General features: G+C 71.1%; 12 protein-coding genes. 3 read left to right on the plus strand and 9 right to left on the minus strand.

The features are described 5' to 3' along the window. The first annotated feature begins 273 nt into the window (after positions 1-273). Positions 274-3,501 (plus strand): GH92 family glycosyl hydrolase, encoded by a 3,228-nt coding sequence (locus OG385_RS33655; RefSeq protein ID WP_266861540.1) that lies wholly within the window; start codon positions 274-276, stop codon positions 3,499-3,501. 25 nt (positions 3,502-3,526) lie between these two features. On the opposite strand, the gene OG385_RS33660 is transcribed toward OG385_RS33655, so the two are convergent. The 8 genes from OG385_RS33660 to OG385_RS33695 form a co-directional block, all read right to left on the minus strand. Continuing rightward, on the minus strand, positions 3,527-3,802 hold the full coding sequence (locus tag OG385_RS33660) for a DUF2087 domain-containing protein (protein ID WP_266861542.1): 276 nt from the start codon (positions 3,800-3,802) through the stop codon (positions 3,527-3,529). Between the two features lie 143 nt (positions 3,803-3,945). Beyond that, on the minus strand, positions 3,946-4,944 hold the full coding sequence (locus OG385_RS33665; protein ID WP_266861544.1) for an NAD-dependent epimerase/dehydratase family protein: 999 nt from the start codon (positions 4,942-4,944) through the stop codon (positions 3,946-3,948). Between the two features lie 57 nt (positions 4,945-5,001). Then, positions 5,002-5,268 (minus strand): hypothetical protein, encoded by a 267-nt coding sequence (locus OG385_RS33670; RefSeq protein WP_266861545.1) that lies wholly within the window; start codon positions 5,266-5,268, stop codon positions 5,002-5,004. 70 nt (positions 5,269-5,338) lie between these two features. Next, positions 5,339-7,609, minus strand: a complete 2,271-nt coding sequence (locus tag OG385_RS33675; RefSeq protein ID WP_266861547.1) for a DUF4838 domain-containing protein — start codon at positions 7,607-7,609, stop codon at positions 5,339-5,341. A gap of 14 nt (positions 7,610-7,623) precedes the next feature. Further along, entirely contained in the window at positions 7,624-8,685 is a 1,062-nt protein-coding gene (locus OG385_RS33680) for an aliphatic sulfonate ABC transporter substrate-binding protein (RefSeq protein ID WP_266861549.1), read from the minus strand. Then, entirely contained in the window at positions 8,682-9,473 is a 792-nt protein-coding gene (locus OG385_RS33685; RefSeq protein WP_266861550.1) for an ABC transporter ATP-binding protein, read from the minus strand. The genes OG385_RS33680 and OG385_RS33685 overlap by 4 nt, the downstream gene beginning before the upstream one ends. 2 nt (positions 9,474-9,475) lie before the next feature. Beyond that, positions 9,476-10,252 (minus strand): ABC transporter permease, encoded by a 777-nt coding sequence (locus OG385_RS33690; protein WP_266862162.1) that lies wholly within the window; start codon positions 10,250-10,252, stop codon positions 9,476-9,478. Between the two features lie 116 nt (positions 10,253-10,368). Beyond that, on the minus strand, positions 10,369-11,856 hold the full coding sequence (locus OG385_RS33695; RefSeq protein ID WP_266861551.1) for a sulfatase-like hydrolase/transferase: 1,488 nt from the start codon (positions 11,854-11,856) through the stop codon (positions 10,369-10,371). A gap of 252 nt (positions 11,857-12,108) precedes the next feature. Between OG385_RS33695 and OG385_RS33700 the strand changes: the two genes are divergently transcribed. Both OG385_RS33700 and OG385_RS33705 read left to right on the plus strand, forming a co-directional pair. Then, the gene (locus OG385_RS33700; protein ID WP_266861552.1) at positions 12,109-13,401 is read left to right on the plus strand and encodes an ROK family transcriptional regulator; all 1,293 of its coding nucleotides are present in this window, start codon (positions 12,109-12,111) and stop codon (positions 13,399-13,401) included. Beyond that, positions 13,398-14,372, plus strand: a complete 975-nt coding sequence (locus tag OG385_RS33705) for a formylglycine-generating enzyme family protein (protein ID WP_266861554.1) — start codon at positions 13,398-13,400, stop codon at positions 14,370-14,372. The genes OG385_RS33700 and OG385_RS33705 overlap by 4 nt, the downstream gene beginning before the upstream one ends. A gap of 39 nt (positions 14,373-14,411) precedes the next feature. Here OG385_RS33705 and OG385_RS33710 read toward each other — a convergent pair whose 3' ends face one another. Next, positions 14,412-16,700 carry an FUSC family protein gene (locus OG385_RS33710; protein WP_266861556.1) on the minus strand — a complete coding sequence of 763 codons (2,289 nt, stop codon included), beginning with the start codon at positions 16,698-16,700 and terminating at the stop codon, positions 14,412-14,414. Between the last annotated feature and the right edge of the window lie 11 nt (positions 16,701-16,711).

Below are 16,711 nucleotides of genomic sequence, written 5' to 3' on the forward strand. Positions count from 1 at the left end.
GTTCCCGCTCCGGCTGTCGCCCGGTGCGGCCGCCGACTCGTTCCCTGCCCTCGGGCACGGCCCCTGCCCCCGATTCCGCCCCGGGCGCAATCACCCTGCCGCCCCTCCCCCACAGCCAACTCACAGCCTGGAACGGCGACTGACGGGACGTCGCCACTGTGGCGGGCGCGGCCGGAAGCGGCCTTGCCGATCCTTCCGCCCTCTTGACCGGGCACGGTCAGCTACCTGAGTGTGTGGTGGGCCCGGCCCGCACCCCATTCGCAGGAGGTACACGTGAGACGTTGGAAGACTCGCGGCGCGGTCGCCGCAGTCGCGGCGCTGCTGTTCGCCGGAACAACAGCTCCGGCATCAGCCGCCTCGACAACGTTGTCCAACGCCGCCGCCCCACCGGGCGCACAGCTCGTCGACGACCCCGCCGACTACGTGGACCCGCTGATCGGTACCGGAAGCGGCGGCTCCACCGTGGGAGAGATCAACAACTTCCCCGGTCCCGCCACCCCGTTCGGCATGATGCAGTTCTCGCCCGACACGGTCGGTTCGTACGCCGGTTACCAGTACCACAGCGACACCCTGCGCGGGTTCAGCGTCGATCACGCGTCGGTCGGGTGCACCGCCTTCGGCGATGTGCCGATCCTGCCGGTGACGGGCGACGTCGGCTCGGCGCCGTGGGACAGGACCGAGCACTTCTCGCACACCGACGAGAAGGCGGAGCCGGGGTACTACGCGGTCACCCTCACCGACTCGAAGGTACGCGCCGAGCTGACCGCCTCGACCCGCACCGGGCTCGCGGCGTTCACCTTCCCCAAGGGCGCGGACACGGCGCAGGTCCTGGTCAAGGGCGGCGCGAGTCTCGCGGGCGACAAGCGGGCCGATATGCACGTCGTCGGCGACCGGCAGGTCACCGGCTCCGCCACCACCGGGAATTTCTGCGGCAAGGGGAACGAGTACACCGTTCACTACGCCATCACCTTCGACCGCCCCTTCACCGCCCACGGCACCTGGGACGGCAAGACGGTGTCGAAGGGCAGCGACACGGTGAACGCGCCGAAGGCCGGCGCCTATCTCACCTTCGGCACGGCCGGGACCAGCACCGTGCGCGCCAAGATCTCCATGTCGTACGTCTCGGTGGACGGCGCCAAGACCAACATGGCGTCCGAGGTGCCCGGCTGGAGTCTCGACAAGCTCCGCGAGCAGACCCGCGACCGGTGGTCGTCGGCGCTGCGCAAGGTCCGCGTCGCGGGCCGGGACACCGGTCAGCTGAAGACGTTCTACACCTCGCTCTACCACTCGCTGATGCACCCGAACACGTTCAATGACGTGGACGGGCGCTACATCGGCTTCGACAACAAGGTCCGCGAACTCCCCGATGGCCGTACGCAGTACGCGAACTTCTCGGACTGGGACACCTACCGCTCCCTCGCTCCGCTCCAGGCCATGCTCTGGCCCAAGGAAGCGAGCGACATGGCGCAGTCCCTGGTCAACGACGCCGAGCAGGGCGGCTGGTGGCCTCGCTGGCCGTTCGCGAACGGCTACACGGGACAGATGACGGGCGACAACTCCGTGGCGCTCATCGCCAATCTGTATGCGTACGGCGCCCGGGACTTCGATCTCAAGACGGCGCTCAAGTACCTGGTCAAGGGCGCGACGACGGTGGACAGCACGCCCGGCGCCTACCATGAGCGCCCCGACATCGCCAACTACGTCGAGCGGGGCTACGCGCCGAACAACGACGCCTCGCGCGGCGACCACCAGCGCGTCGGCGGCTCGGTGACGCTGGAGTGGGCGATCGACGACTTCTCCATCGCACAGCTCGCGACTGCGGCCGGGGACAGCAGGACGGCCCGGCAGTTCACGCTCCGCAGCCAGAACTGGCAGAACATCCTCAATCCCGCGACCGACTACCTCCAGCCGCGCGGTGAGGACGGCCGCTTCCCCGACGGTCCTGGCTTCCAGCCGCCGCCGGAGGGCAAGTTCGGCCAGGACGGCTTCGACGAGGGCAACGCCGCCCAGTACAACTGGCTCGTCCCGCAGAACACCGCGGGCCTGATCACCGCCATGGGCGGCCGTGACGCGGCGTCCCAGCGCCTGGACACGTTCTTCACCAAGCTCAACGCGGGCCCCAACGAGCCGTACATGTGGGCGGGGAACGAGATCGACTTCGGGGTGCCGTGGGTCTACGACTATCTCGGGCAGCCGTGGAAGACGCAGAAGGCCGTCCGGGATGTGGCCACCACGCTGTTCACCCCCACGCCGGACGGCGAGCCGGGCAATGACGACCTGGGCGCCCAGTCGTCCTGGTACGTCTGGGCCGCGCTCGGTGTGTACCCCTCGACGCCGGGCACATCCGATCTGGCCGTGCACAGCCCGCTGTTCGAGCGGGCCGTGCTCGATCTGCCCGGCAAGGGCAGCGATCTGGACATCCGCGCCCCGAAGGCGTCGGCGAGCACTCCGTACGTCCACGATCTGAAGCTCGACGGCCGCGACTGGGAGCGCACCTATCTGCCCAGGTCGGCGGTGTCCCGGGGCGGTCGGCTGGACTTCACCCTGTCCGGGACGCCCGACACCCACTGGGCGACATCGGCGGCGGCAGCGCCTCCGTCGTACCGCACGGGCGAACGGTCCTTCCTGGCGAACGCGACCCCCAACCAGGTCACCGCGGCGCCGGGCGGTGAAGGCGCCGACGTCACGGTCGACGCGCAGCGCCTCGCCGGACGGGAGCACAGCCTGACCGTGACCGCTTCCCCGCCGAAGGGTCTGACGGTGTCCGCGGCCACGAAGCAGCTCAAGCTGGACAAGGGCACCGGTTCGGGGAGTGTCGCCCTGACCGTCGAGGCGGGAGCGAAGACGCCCGATGGCTATTACGAGGTTCCGCTGACCGTACGGGGTGCCGGGAAGGGCGACACCGTACGGCTCTCCGCGATCGTGCTGGTGGCGGCGGACGGCAGCCCGGCTGCCGCGTACGACAACACCGGGCTCTCCGACGACGCGGACCATGGGCAGGCCGATTTCGACGGCGCGGGCAACAGCTACTCGCGGCAGGCGCTCGCCGCAGCGGGTCTGAAGGGCGGAGCGCGGATCGAGGCGTCGGGTACGTCGTTCGTGTGGCCGGCGGCTCCGCAGGGGCGCCCGGACAATGTGGTCGCGGACGGCCAGACCCTCGATCTGTCCCGGAGCGCCGTGGACGCGAAGCGGCTGCTGTTCGTGGGCTCGGCCACCAACGGGGATCATCAGGACAGCGCCGAGGTGACCTTCACCGACGGCAGCACCGGCACGGCTGATCTCTCGTTCGGTGACTGGACGCTGCCGGGCGGCGGTTCGGATCCGGTCTTCGGCAACACGCTCGTGGCACGGGCCGCGCACCGGAACCAGTCGGGCGGCACCGGCGGCGCGGCGGACGTCTTCGCCACCGCGCCCTTCAAGGTCCCGGACGGGAAGCAGATCAAGAGCGTGACGCTGCCGAAGAACGCACAGCTGCACGTGTTCGCCGTCGGTCTCGGCTGACGGGCCCTGCGGAGCGGAGGAGCGCCTACCGGCCTCGCCGGTAGGCGCTGCCGTCCCTGGACCGGGTCAGCAGGCCCGCCACCACGAGGTAGCGGCGGAGCGCCGCGCAGTCGTCGTGCACAGTGCGCAGTGCGTCGTTGACCTCGGGCTCGGTGTACTCGCGGTCCCGCTCGAACAGGGTCTCCGCCAGGTGGCCGAGCAGCTGCTCGCGGCGCGCGGCCTTGCGGGGGATCGCGGTGAGGCGGCCACGGGAGAACAGCGACATGACCCCGTGCGAACTGCTGGATACGTTGTCGGGCATGGCCGGAAGCCTCCCGCGCCGGACGGGCCCGGGCAACGCCTTTTCCGGCGTTACCGCTGTGCGCGGGCCCGAGAGCCGGGGCTCCCGCCATCTGCGGTTCCGCCGACGGTGGTTCGGGGAGTCGTGGTTCCGCTGTCCGTGGTTCAGCCGGCTGTGATTCCTTCGGCTGTACGGGCGAGCAGTGCCTCTTCCTCCTGGACCGGGTAGCCGCGGTGGATGGGAGGTTCGCCGCGTTCGCGGTCCCAGGCCAGGACATCCGCCGCGGTGACCTCCAGCGGTGTCGCGGGCAGGCCTGCCGCGCGGGCCCTGGCAGAACTGCGCTGCTGCGTGGGCCAGTTGGGGCGAACCAGGGGGAACATCCGGGCCCCCGCCTCCGGGGGCACCTGCACGATCTCCACCTCGGTACCGGCGACCCGCGCGCAGGTCTCGATCAGCCCGCCGAGCGTGGTCGGCTCGGCGGGGCCGACCGCGTGGAACACACCGGGCCGGTCGTCCGTGAGCAGGCGCACCACGAGACCGGCCAGGTCTCGGGAGTCGATGATCTGCACGGGCTGCGCCGGGTCGGCGGGCAGAGCGATCCGCCCGCCGCGTGCGGCCCGGCGCACCCAGTACGTGAAGGTGTCCGAGGGGTCGTGCGGTCCTGCGACCTTTCCGGGGCGCACGACCGTCGCGCGGGTGCCGTACCGGGCCAGGACGTCGTCCTCGCAGGCCACCTTGGCGGGTCCGTAGGTGTCCTTGTCCAGCAACTCGGTGCTGTGCACGTCGCGCACCGGTGTGCGGCGCGGTGTGTCCTCGTCCGAGCCGGGCTCCACCCCCGAGCGCCGGTACACCGCGTGGCTGGAGATGAACAGGTACCGTCCGCACCGGTCCCCGATCGCGTCCATGGCCTGGCCGACGTGGCGCGGGACGTATCCGCTGACGTCCACGACTGCGTCCCAGTGGCCGTCGCGCAGCGCCGCGTAGTCGCCCGTGTCGCGGTCGCCGATGAGCCGGGTCACCCCGGTCGCCCCGGTCCCCTCGCGGAAGAGATCCGCCCCGGTTCTTCCCCGTCCGAACAGGGTCACTTCGGCCCCGGTGCGGAGGGCCTCCTCCACGATGGCGCGGCCCACGAACGACGTACCGCCGAGTACAAGAAGGTGCATAACTGCCCAGTCTATCGGCGGCACCCAACGAGGGTGGCACCGTTTCCGGTTGCCGCCTCATGGGGTGTCGCCCTGCCAGTCCCACAGCAGCGCTCCGGCCACGCGGGGGCCGTACCGCGCGTGGCCGCCGGGGCCGTGGGAGCCGATCTCGGTCGCGAGGGCCGCTCCGTCCGCGAGGCTCGGGGCCGGCCGGCCGGTGACGTCGAGCAGCAGGCCGTCGAGCGGTCCGCCCACCAGTTCCCGGTAGTCGCGCCCCGGCCGCGGGCCCGGGTCGGGGTCGTCGTGGTCCGCGCCGTACACCCGGCGCCAGGTCTGTCCGTTCATGCGGTTCAGCATCTCAGCCACCACTGACAGCCGGCCCGGTGCGACGCTGAACCGCGAGCGGGCTTCCCTCTCACTCCACGGTGAGATCGACGTGGGCCGGTGTCAGCCGGGTGCCGTCCGCCAGCCGGAACTCCAGAGTGATCCGCTGTCTCCCCGTGGCAGCGTCCGCAGTGGCGCGGACGGCCACCCGCTCCGATGCGCTCCTGGTCCCGTCGGCCCGCAGGCTGCCGCTCGCCGGGACCGGCCGGACGCCGTCGGGGCCCGACGCGGTCCACCGCACCGTGTGGCCGGTGAAGTCGACGTCCTGGGCCACCACCGTCAGTGTGACGACCGCTCCCCCGCGCTCCAGGGGCAGCAGCCCGGGAACACCGAACCCGGCTGCCGGGGAGGCGTAGTTGTCCACGACCTCCTGGCGGACTTCCGCGTCGTCGTAGGGGATGTCCGTACCGTACCGGCGCAGCCAGGTCTGGACGTTCGGCAGCACCACCCCGTTGAACCGGTTCCGCAGCAGCAGGGTCCGGTAGGCCTCCCGGGCCGCGTCCAGTTCGGCGGAGCCGTCCGGGACGAGTCCGATCCGCAGGTCGGCGCGGGCGACGTCGATGCCCAGGCCCAGCCGGGAGATCACGGTGCGCGCCGCGGCGCTCCCGGCCTCGCCGGCGGCTCTTCGCAACACGGCCCCCGCGCGGTCGTAACGGTCGAGCAGAGCGGCCGCGCCCACGGTGTCGGGGTCGGTGCGGGTGAGGTCGTAGTACTCGCGCATGGTGCCTTCCGCCCGGGGGCCGAAGCGCGCCCGGAGGTAGCCGTCCGTGTAACCGGCGGCGTCCAGGCCGTTGTCCCAGGCGAGCGCCGCGAACAGGCTCTGGACATGTTCGTAGGTGATCCAGTCGGCGGGCTCGCTGTACATTCCGATGCCGTTCACACCGAGGTGCGACTCGAAGCGGACGTCGCCCGCGATGGTGGCGAGGGGGTGCACGGGCTGGCTCCGCCAGCGGTAGCGCCGGTAGTACTCGTACATGGCAAGCGAGCCGCGGAACCCGGTCCGCCAAGCGGTCAGGGCTTTGGCGAAGCCCGCGTTGGCGGGCACGGCCGGGTCGTCGAGCGGTCCGTCGTAAGTGCGGCTGTACGGGGCGAAGTCGACGATGACCGCGGGGTCGGACGCGTAGTCCGGATCCGGCGGCTCGATGGTGGAGTTGTAGGCGATGCGCTCGACGCGTACGCCCGGCAGCTCCGCACGGAGGGTCCGGGCCAGCTTGTTGACGACCACCGACTCGGCGTTCGCCGGATTGCCGTACCGGTCGAGGATCTCCTGCTGGAACCGGCCGACGTCCGGCGGCCAGCAGTCGAAGACGGTGATCTCCGGACGGTCCCGCAGGAAGGCGACCACCTGGGCGATGTACGCGTCGAGGGCCTCGGGGTTGTAGATGTCGAAGAGGGGGCCGCCGGATGTGTAGTACTGGGGGTACTTCTCCGGGGGCAGGAAGCTGTCGTAGCCGTGCCCGCCGGTCTCGATCCGGATGCCGCGCCTGGTGGCCTCGCGGCGCAGCACGGTCCGTACGCTGTCGTACGTGGTGACGCCGAGGCCCAGGTAATTCGCCGGGTGGACATAGGTGTTGAGCCGGTTCTTGGCCATCCAGTCGAGCAGCGGGGGCAGGCTCTCGGCGGTGTGGCTGTAGCCCTCCTCCGCGTACTGCCGCCGCAGCTCCCGGCCGGGCCGGTCGGTGAGGCGGACGGCGGGCAGCGCCAGGGTGCCCGCGGTCGGGATGTGCTCGCTGTGGCCTTCGTACGCGGGGAAGGCGGGGGCGAAGAACCGTACGCCGAGCCGTTCGAGCAGCGCGTACACGGCGTAGAGCGCGGCGCGGTCCCCGGCCCCGGTGAGCAGGGCGTCCCGGTGGTCGCCGAGGAGGGTGAAGGAGTCCTCGGGCGCGCCGGCCAGTTCCCGGCCCGCTTCGGTGAGCCGGGCCGCGGGGATCGCGGTCGAGGGGCCGGTGCCCGCGCGCAGGGCCACCAGTCCGGTGACCGCGTCGGGCAGGGAGCCCGCGGCGGGGGGCGTCGCGGCGCGCACCGGCAGCCGGACGCCGGTGATCCGCCGTATGTAGTCGCGGAGTTCGGTGGCGGCGAACCGCGCGCTGCCCTCTCCCCACCACAGCACGGTGGCTCGCGCACGGCCGCCGGAGACGACGGGCAGGGAGGCCGCGGTGTCGGGTGCGGTGGCTTCTCCGGGAGCGGCCGCGGCCGCGGGAGGGACCGCGGCCGGTGCCAGGACGGTCGCTCCCGCGAGCCCGGCCGCCCCGGCCAGGAATCCGCGCCGCCGGACCCCGCCCGCTGCCCTGTCTTCGGCCATGTCGCGTCCTGAGCTCATCTGTGGTCCGCCTTTCCGGCCGATGCGTACAGGTCACCGAGGTAGTAGTCCTTGGCCTTCTCCGGCTTGGGCAGCTTCTTCATCTGTACGAAGAGATCCGAGAGCTGGTCGAGCCAGCCGTCGACCGTGCCGTTCCGGCTGAGCTTCGTCAGCTCGGCGGAGGAGAGGATCTTCACGTGGTCCGTCGACCCCTTGAGCTGCGCAGCGGGGAGTCCGAGGAATCCGGCCGCGACCGACTCCGACTGGGCGGGATGCCCGGCGATCCAGTCGTCGGCCTGCTTGAGGACCCCGGTCACCTTCCTGACGAGCGCCGGGTTGCCCGACGCCAGCCGGGGCTGGGCGACGAAGACGTTGGGGAAGGTCAGCCCGGGGTAGTAGTCCTGCGTTCCGCTGATCTCCCGGAGGCCGGGCACCTTCTTCTTGATCGTGTCGATGAGCGGGTACCAGGTGGCGGCGGCGTCGACCTGGCCGGACGAGAAGGCGGTGACGACGGTGGAGGCGTCCATCGCGACCTTCTTGACGTCGGTGGGCTTCAACCCCGCCTTGCGGAGCGCCAGATCGAGGATCATGTCGCCCGATGTGCCTTCGGCGACGGCCACCTTCTTGCCCTTGAGGTCGGCCGGTTTCGTGATGCCGGAGCCGGGCCGGGCGATGACCCGGTCGGCGAGGCCCAGCATGTTGACGGAGACGATGGGGGCGCGGCCCGATGCCGGCAGCCAGAGGGCGCCCGGGCCGAGGTACCCGAAGTCCAGATCGCCCGAGCCGAGGGCCTGTACCTGGAGCGGGCCGTTGGTGAACACCTTCAGTTCGGGCTTGAGGCCCGCCTTCTTCCAGAGGCCCTGCTTCTGCGCGACGGCGAGCGCGGCGGATCCGCTGTAGTCGGCGATATAGCCGAAGGTGACCTTGTTGCCGTGGCCCGACGCCGCCGATGAGTCATTGCCGCAGCCGGACGCGGCGGCGACGAGCAGCAGAGCGGTGAGCAGGCCCGCGGCGCGGCGGCCGACGGCGCGGTTCCTCTTCGTGGTGCTCTTCGTGGTTCTGTTCGTGCTTCTCTTCACGAGGCGAGTCCTTCGAGTGGGGCCGGTGGCGCCGGCTGGTGGTGCACGGCGTGCCACACCTGGGCGCGGAGTTCGGCGAATCCGGGCGACAGGCGCTGTTCCTCGGTGCGCGGGTAGGGCAGCGTGACGGGGATGACGGTGTGGATCCGCCCGGGGCGCGCGGCCATGACGACGACGCGGCTGCCCAGGTAGACGGCCTCGTCGACGTCGTGCGTGATGAACATGACGGTGCGCCGGTCGCGGCTCCAGGTGTCGAGGAGCGAATCCTGCATCCGGACACGGGTCAGCGAGTCCAGGGCGCCGAAGGGCTCGTCCATGAGGAGGACCTTCGGGTCGACCGCATAGGCGCGGGCGATGGCACAGCGCTGCTTCATACCGCCGGAGAGAGTCTTGGGGAGCGCGCCGGCGAAGTCGGTGAGACCGACGAGCTCGATGACCTCCCGTGCTCTCCGGCTGCGTTCGGCCTTTCCGACACCGGCGACCTTGAGGCCGTACTCGACGTTGGCCGTGACGGTCATCCAGGGGAAGAGCGCGTACTGCTGGAAGATGACGCCGCGTTCGGGGGCAGGTCCACGGACGGGTACGCCGTCGACGGTGACTTCGCCGCCGGTCGCTTCGAGGAGCCCTGCTGCGATGTTCATCAGGGTGGACTTGCCGCACCCGGACGGTCCGACGACGGTGACGAACTCACCGTCCTCGATGTCCAGGCTGATCCGGTCCAGAGCCAGGAAGTCGCTGTCCTGCACCGTGAAGTGCCGGGTGACACCGGAGAAGTTGATGGTGGGCATGGTTACCTCCGTTCCTGCCAGTGGGTGAGCCGTCGCTCGGCGAGGAGCAGCAGCCGGTCCATGACCAGGCCGATCGCTCCGATGGCGATGAGCTGGACGAAGATGGTGGGCAGGTCGTAGTAGAGCTGCGCCTGCTGCATACGGAAGCCGAGTCCGCCCTGCGCGGCGATGAGTTCGGCGGCCACCACGGTCGCCCAGGAGGCGCCGAGCCCGATCCGCATGCCGACCAGGATGAACGGGGCCGATGCGGGGACCACGATGCCGGCGAAGACCTGGTGGTCGCGGGCACCGAGTACCCGTGCCGCGTTGACGAGGGTGACATCGACGGCGACGACGCCCTGGAAGGTGGAGACGACGCAGGAGAGGAAGGACGCCAGGAAGATCACGAAGATCTTCGGGGTCTCGCCGATGCCCATCAGGACGATGGCCAGCGGGATGATCGCGAGCGGCGGCACCATCCGGAAGAACTGCAGCCATGGCTCGATCAGCCTGCGGACGAGCGGGTACCAGCCCATCAGGAAGCCGACGGGTACGGCGAGGACGACGCCGATGACGTAGCCGATGAGGACGCGTTCCAGGCTGGCGCCCGCGTCGGAGAACAGGGTTCCGTCCGCGATGAGCTGTCCCGCGCGCCGTGCGACGGAGACCGGTCCGGGGAAACCGTCGATGCCGCTGTTGGCGAGGACAGTCCAGGCGAGGAGCCCCAGTGCGGCGGAGGCGACCCCGAGCAGTACGGAGGTGAGCCGGCCCGCACCGCGCGCCCGGCGCCCGCGCTCCACCCGCGCGGCGCTCCTCGCGTCATGCGCGCCGGACGCATCGGGAGCACCGGATGATCCTGGTGAGCCGGGAGCGCTGCGAACTCCGGGTGCGCCGGATCCGGGCAGCAGTTTCTCCTTCACGCCACTTCCTCCGCGACCCCGTCGACATCCGGCGCGCGGTCGCCGCCGATGTCGGCCATATAGCTCATCCAGCTGTAGGCGGGATCGCCGCGGCGCAGCAGTTCGCGGTAGAGGCGGACGGTGAGGTCGCGCCGGATGCCCGCGTACGCCGGTGCCTCGTACACGTTGTGCAGTTCGTGCGGATCGGTCTCCAGGTCGTACAGCTCGTGGACGCTCTCCGGGTTGTGGACGAGCTTGTACCGCCGGTCGCGGAGCATCCGCTGCGCGTACGGGAAGTGGTGGCCGTGGAATTCGGCGACGATCTCGTCGCGGGTGTCCCCGGATGGTCCGCCGTGCAGCAGTGGCAGCAGGCTCTGCCCGTCGCACCGGTCGGGCAGCGGCGCTCCGGCCAGTTCGAGGATGGTCGGGTTGAGGTCGATGAGGTTGGCGAAGGCGTCGCAGACCTGGGCGGGAGCGCCGGGCACCCGGGCGATGGCGGGGATGCGGTAGATGTCCTCGTACATCGCGGGGCCCTTGTCGTTCAGCCGGTGGGCGCCGGTGAACTCGCCGTGGTCGGCGGTGAAGAAGACCGCTGTCCCGTCGCGCAGACCGTGGTCGTCCAGCGCCGCCAGGATCCTGCCGACCTGGTGGTCGATCATGGTGACGTAGCCCCAGTAGACGGCGATGAGCTTGCGCCAGGCGGCGGCGTCGAACCCGTCGGACGACCAGTACGCGCTGTACTGGCGCTGCACTGCGGGCTTCCCGGCGAAGGTCTCCGCCATCGAAGCGGGCAGTGGCACGTCGTCGGGGTCGTACATGTCGTAGTAGTGGTCGGGGATCAGATACGGCAGGTGCGGGCCGTACCAGTGGCAGGACAGCATGAACGGTCTGCCGGTCGCCTTCCAGTCGGCCGCGTACCGGTCGAGCAGGCCGAGGGTCCGGTCGGTGAGGAACGCCTCGATGGTGGCCTCGGGGGGCTGCTGGAGGCGGCCGGCGATCAGGTGTCCGCGGCCGGTGCCGTTGGCAGCCGCGCCGAAGACGGGCTCGGTGACGGCGAAGGGCGGAAAGCCGTTGTCCTCCAGCCACTTCTCGTACGAGGGGTGGTGTACGGGGTTGAGCGCACCGGGCAGGTGCTCGCCGTCCATCCCGTAGAACTCGGGCCCGCGCTCCCGGCCGATGTGCCACTTGCCCGCGTGGCCGACCTGGTAGCCGTGGTCCATCAACTGGCGCCAGAGCATCGGGCTCTCGTCGTCCAGCTCGTCCTTGCTGCCCCCGTTGCGCTCGGGGTTGTTCAGCATTCCGTGGCGGAACGGGTGGAGGCCGGTGGCGAGGGAGGCACGCGCCGGTGTGCAGATCGCGGTGGGTGTGTAGAAGCGGTCGAAGCGGGTGCCCTCCGCCGCCAGGGCGTCCAGGGCCGGGGTCTTCACCAGGGGGTTGCCGTAGCAGCCCAGGGTGTCGACCCGGTGTTGATCGGTCATCAGGAACAGGACGTTGCGCGGAGCCATGGGCTGGCCGCCCTTCCGGTGGAGTCGTTCATGACGCGGTGTGCGGGGTGCCGGTGTGCCGTGTTGCGGTGTGCGGTGGGCCGGCATGTGTCGTGCCGGTGGGTTCCGTGGTGGGCAACGGATGTCGTACGGCAGGCAATTGCCGGGAACTGTAGGGACGCCGGGTTTTTTACGTCAACCCTCGGGAATAAATTGCGTGTGAATTCTTCCGCCGCGTTGACAGAATCCGGTTGACCGGCAGACCATGCGTCCATGACGGAACCGACCGATGCCTTGCAGCGCCTCCGCAGGGCCAATGAAGCCGCCGTCCTCGGCGAGCTGCGCCGCTCCGGCGCTCTCAGCCGTGGCGAGCTGAAGGCGAGGACCGGTCTCTCCCGTACCACCCTGTTCGCGATCGTCTCCGACCTGCTGGAGCGCAAAGCGGTCGTGGAGCAGCCCGCGGCGGACTCCGCGCTGCCCCGCGGACGTGGCAGGCCCGCCCTGGAGATCTCGCTCAACGCGCGCGGCGCCGAGCTGATCGGTATCGACCTCCAGCGCAACCGGATCCATGTGGTCATCGCCAACTGCGCCCATGAGGTGGTCGGCCGGTTCAGCGCCCCGCTGCCCGTGGGCAGCGGTCCCGCCGAGCGGGCCGAGCAGGCGATCGCGGCGGTCGCGGAGCTCGTACGCCGGGAGGGGATCAGCCTGGCGCCCGTCGAGGGAATCGGCCTCGGCCTGCCCGGTTTCGTCCAGAACCCGGCGTCCGGGGACCCGGACCGGAAGACGCCGTTCGCCCAGCACGTCGCCGCGGCGCTCGGCAGCCACTTCGGTGTGCCCGTCGCCACCGAGAACAACTCACGTCTCGCCGCACTGGCCGAAGTCACCTGGGGTGCGGCCCGGGGCCACGACAACACCGTCTTCCTCGCCTGGTCGCACGGGGTCGGCGGCGGGCTCGTCGTGAACGGTGTGCTGGTGCACGGCGCCCACGGCGCGGCCGGCGAGATCGGCCACACCAGCTGCGATCCCGAAGGACCGGTCTGCCACTGCGGCGGCCGGGGGTGCCTGGAGGGGGTCATCCGGATTCCGGCGCTGCTGGCCGCCTGCGCGGAGCGCGGTGTGGCGGTCGGCGACGCGGCCGGGCTCATCGCGCTCGCCGCCGGGGGCCAGCCGGACGTGGCCGCCGTGCTGCGCGGCGCGGCCACCACCGCGGGCCGGGTCCTCGCCGCCCTGGCCGCCCATGTCGACCCCGAATGCATCGTGGTCTACGGCGAACCGGCCGTACTCGACGCACTCGTACTGGCCCCGATCCGCGAGCAGCTCGCGACCCTGTCCCTGCCGTCCGCTCCCCGTACCATCACCGTGTGCGGTTCGGCCCTCGGCGCCGACGCGGCCGCACTCGGCGGTGTGGCGCTGCTGCTCCGCACCACCGGCCAGAACGTGGACGAACTGCTCGACCGGCCGGTCCCCGGCACGGCCGGGCAGGATGAGTACGGGCCAGGCCGGGCCGGCCGGGCCGGAGCAGAGACCGCGGTGAGCGGTGCAGACAGCAAGGAGAGCGTCCGATGAGTGCGTGCTGCGGACCCGCGCGGGAATCGGCCCCGGCCCCCGGCGCCATCATGTCCCCGTCCGCTCCCCCGGCGGACTTCGCCATACCCGAGCGCCGCCCCGCCGATGTGCTGCGCGGCATGGTGCCCGTCCCGGGCGGGCCGTTCCTGATGGGCGGCGACGACGCCGACGCGTTTCCGGCCGATGGTGAGGGGCCGGTCAGGGAGGTGGCCGTCGGCGCGTTCCACATCGACGCGGCGTGTGTCACCAACGGCAGCTTCGCCGCCTTCGTGAAGGCGACCGGATACCGCACCGAGGCCGAACTCATCGGCTGGTCCTATGTCTTCGGCTCCTTCGTACCCCCGCAGGCGCGCCACGCGGTGCTGCCGGGCACCGTCCCCGGAGCGCCCTGGTGGCGAGCGGTGACCGGTGCGTACTGGCGCGCCCCCGAGGGTCCGGGCTCATCGGTCGGGGACCGCCGGGGCCACCCGGTGGTCCATATGTCCTGGAACGACGCGAACGCCTACGCCCGCTGGGCGGGCAAGCGGCTGCCCACCGAGGCCGAGTGGGAGAAGGCTGCCCGCGGCGGGCCGGCCGGGCTCCGCTTCCCGTGGGGCGACGAGCTGACGCCGCGCGGCAGGGACCGCTGCAACATCTGGCAGGGCGACTTCCCCGTACGGGACCCCCGTGCGGGCGGCCGCGCGGGCACCGTCCCGGCCACCGCGTACGCCCCCAACGGCTACGGGCTGCACAACACTTCGGGCAATGTCTGGGAGTGGTGCGCCGACCGTTTCAGCCCCGACTGGCACAGCGCCGACCGCCCGGAGACGCGTACCGACCCCACCGGGCCGCCCACCGGTGAGAACCGGGTGCTGCGCGGCGGTTCGTACCTCTGCCACCGTTCGTACTGCAATCGCTACCGGGTGGCCGCCCGTACCTCGAACACACCCGACAGCACGACGGGCCACGGCGGGTTCCGCTGCGCACTCTGAGGGGTGGCACCGCGGCGGCCCCGGTACGGGCCCGCCCGGTCAGGCCGCCTTGCGCTCCTTGCGCTCCTCGCGGGCCGCGACCGGCACGTCGAGGGTGCGGGCGAGGCCGACCACTCCCTCGTCGAGGCGCTGCAGATGCCGCAGGACGCGGTAGGTGACCGTGCCCGACCGGAGCACTTCGGACGAGCTGCTCTCCAGCATGGCGGCGATGCTGGCGCCGGACTCGACCTCGCCCGCGGCGTTCTCGTCCGCCACCCGGGCCACGATCACGTCGATGTTGTGCGCGATTCGCACGCCGGACCGCTCCAGCCGGGGATCGGCCGCGATGGTCTTGCTGTACGGCACCAGCTCGGCCGTCGCGGCGAGCGAACGCGCGTGGTACGCACAGGTCTCCAGCACCGCCACCAGATAGCGGGCGGTCTGCCGCCGCACCCGCAGCGGCGTGATGGGGTGCGTCAGCGGCTGGGTCGAGCGGCGCAGATCGTCCAGGGCGGTGTCGAGATCGCGCGCCATGTCCAGGAGGTCGACCGGGGGGCCGCCGCTGAGCTGGGACACGGCGGCCGACGCGACGTCCCGCAGCCTGGCCAGCACCGTGGCGAGCTCCTCGTCGGTACGGCGGTCGGTGTGCACCGGGAGCACCAGCACGGCCGCGATGATCCCGCAGGCGGCGCCCAGCGCCGTCTCCTCGATCCGCAGCACCAGCACGGAGAAGCTGTAGGTGTTGAGGAGTGTGTAGAGCAGGCCCAGCATCGCCGTGACGAAGAAGGACATCAGCGCGTACGAGAGGGGCGCGGTGAAGAACATCCCGAAGATGAAGAGCAGGACCAGGGCGAACGCGGTCCAGGTGTGGTTGCCGACCAGCCCCGCGAGAGCGACACCGGCGACGACACCGAGGACCGTGCCGAGCAGCCTCCGGTAGCCCTTGACGAGGATCTCGCCGGTGGACGCGGTGTTGAGGAAGACCACCCAGCAGGTCAGGACTGCCCAGTACCAGCGCTGGCTGGACAGGAACTCGCCGCCGATGATGGCCAGCGTCGAGCCGACCGAGACCTGGAACGCCGTCCTCGTGGTGCGCCGCTGCAGTCCGGTGCGGTCCTCCTCGGTCTCCTCGGCGCGGACGATGGCCACGTCCTCGGCCTCGAACTCCTCGCGGGAGCGGGTCGTTTCAGGAGTGTCGTCCGATTCGTCCTGCGGCCCGTCCAGCGCGAGCCGCAGCCCGAGCACGGAGCGCGCTGCCTCACCGAGTCCACGGAACACGTCCTGCACGGCGAGCGAGGCGCGCGGCAGATTCTCCTCGTCCCGGTAGCCGAGCAGCCTGTTGCGGAGATGGGCCAGGGCCGTGCCGCGCTCGTCGGGGGCCAGCCGGGTCACCACCAGATGCAGCGCGTTCAGATCCCGGCGCAGCAGGGCTGTGATCTCGTCCGTCCCGCCGATGCCTCCGGCGTCGCCGTCGGCCTGTGCGGTGGTCGCGGAAGCCGGGACCGGTGCGTTCGGCAGATGCAGGGTGAGGGTGTCCGCGCGTTCCGCGCTGCGGGCGTTGAGCAGCAGCATCCCGAGACGCTCGGCGGCGATCTCCGCGTCCGCGATCCTGCGCTGCACCAGCGCCGCCGCTGCCGGGTCACTGGTGCCGGTCTCCAGCTGGCCCTGGATCATCAGCGCCGTCTGGTGCAGCCGTGCGGTGCGTCCGCGCAGATCGTCGAGGATCTTGTCGAGCTGCGCGGGGGTGGCGTCCAGCAGCTCTATGTGGGTGGCCACCAGTTGCGCGAGCCGAGCTCTGAAGGCCTCGCGCAGCCGGCCGAGGGTGCGCTCGGGTGTCTCGGGCACGACGGCGAACCGTACGACCGCGCTGCTCGCGAAGGCGATGGCCAGCGTCAGATACAGCGAGGGCAGAGTGGCGACCGTGGCGTGCACGAACAGCGAGATGAAGTAGACCTGGAACCCGATCAGCCCGAGCGCAGTGCCGCGGTCACCGAAGCGCCGGGAGTAGACAGCCCCGAAGATCAGCAGGACGAAGAAGATGTCGCCTGCGATGACACGGCTGTTGAGCAGCGCCCCCAGAGACATCGACGTGAGGGCGACGGGGAGGGCGAAGCCGAGCGTGATGGCCTGGCCGCGTACGTCCTTCTCCCTGATCGCGAAGGTGGAGACCATGGCCGCCATCGCCCCGGCGACGAGGAGGGGGACGGCTGTGTGGAACAGCGCGAGCACGATGAGCGCGAGCCCGATCGCCGCGACGGTCCGCAGCCCCGCCATCAGTCGCAGGAATCCCGGGTCGGATGCCGCGTAGCGGTCCCAGGTTCCGGTCCGTGTCCGCCGTGTTGCTGCCATCGCGCTGCCGT

The organism is Streptomyces sp. NBC_01306, from assembly GCF_026340465.1.
Lineage (GTDB): Bacteria > Actinomycetota > Actinomycetes > Streptomycetales > Streptomycetaceae > Streptomyces.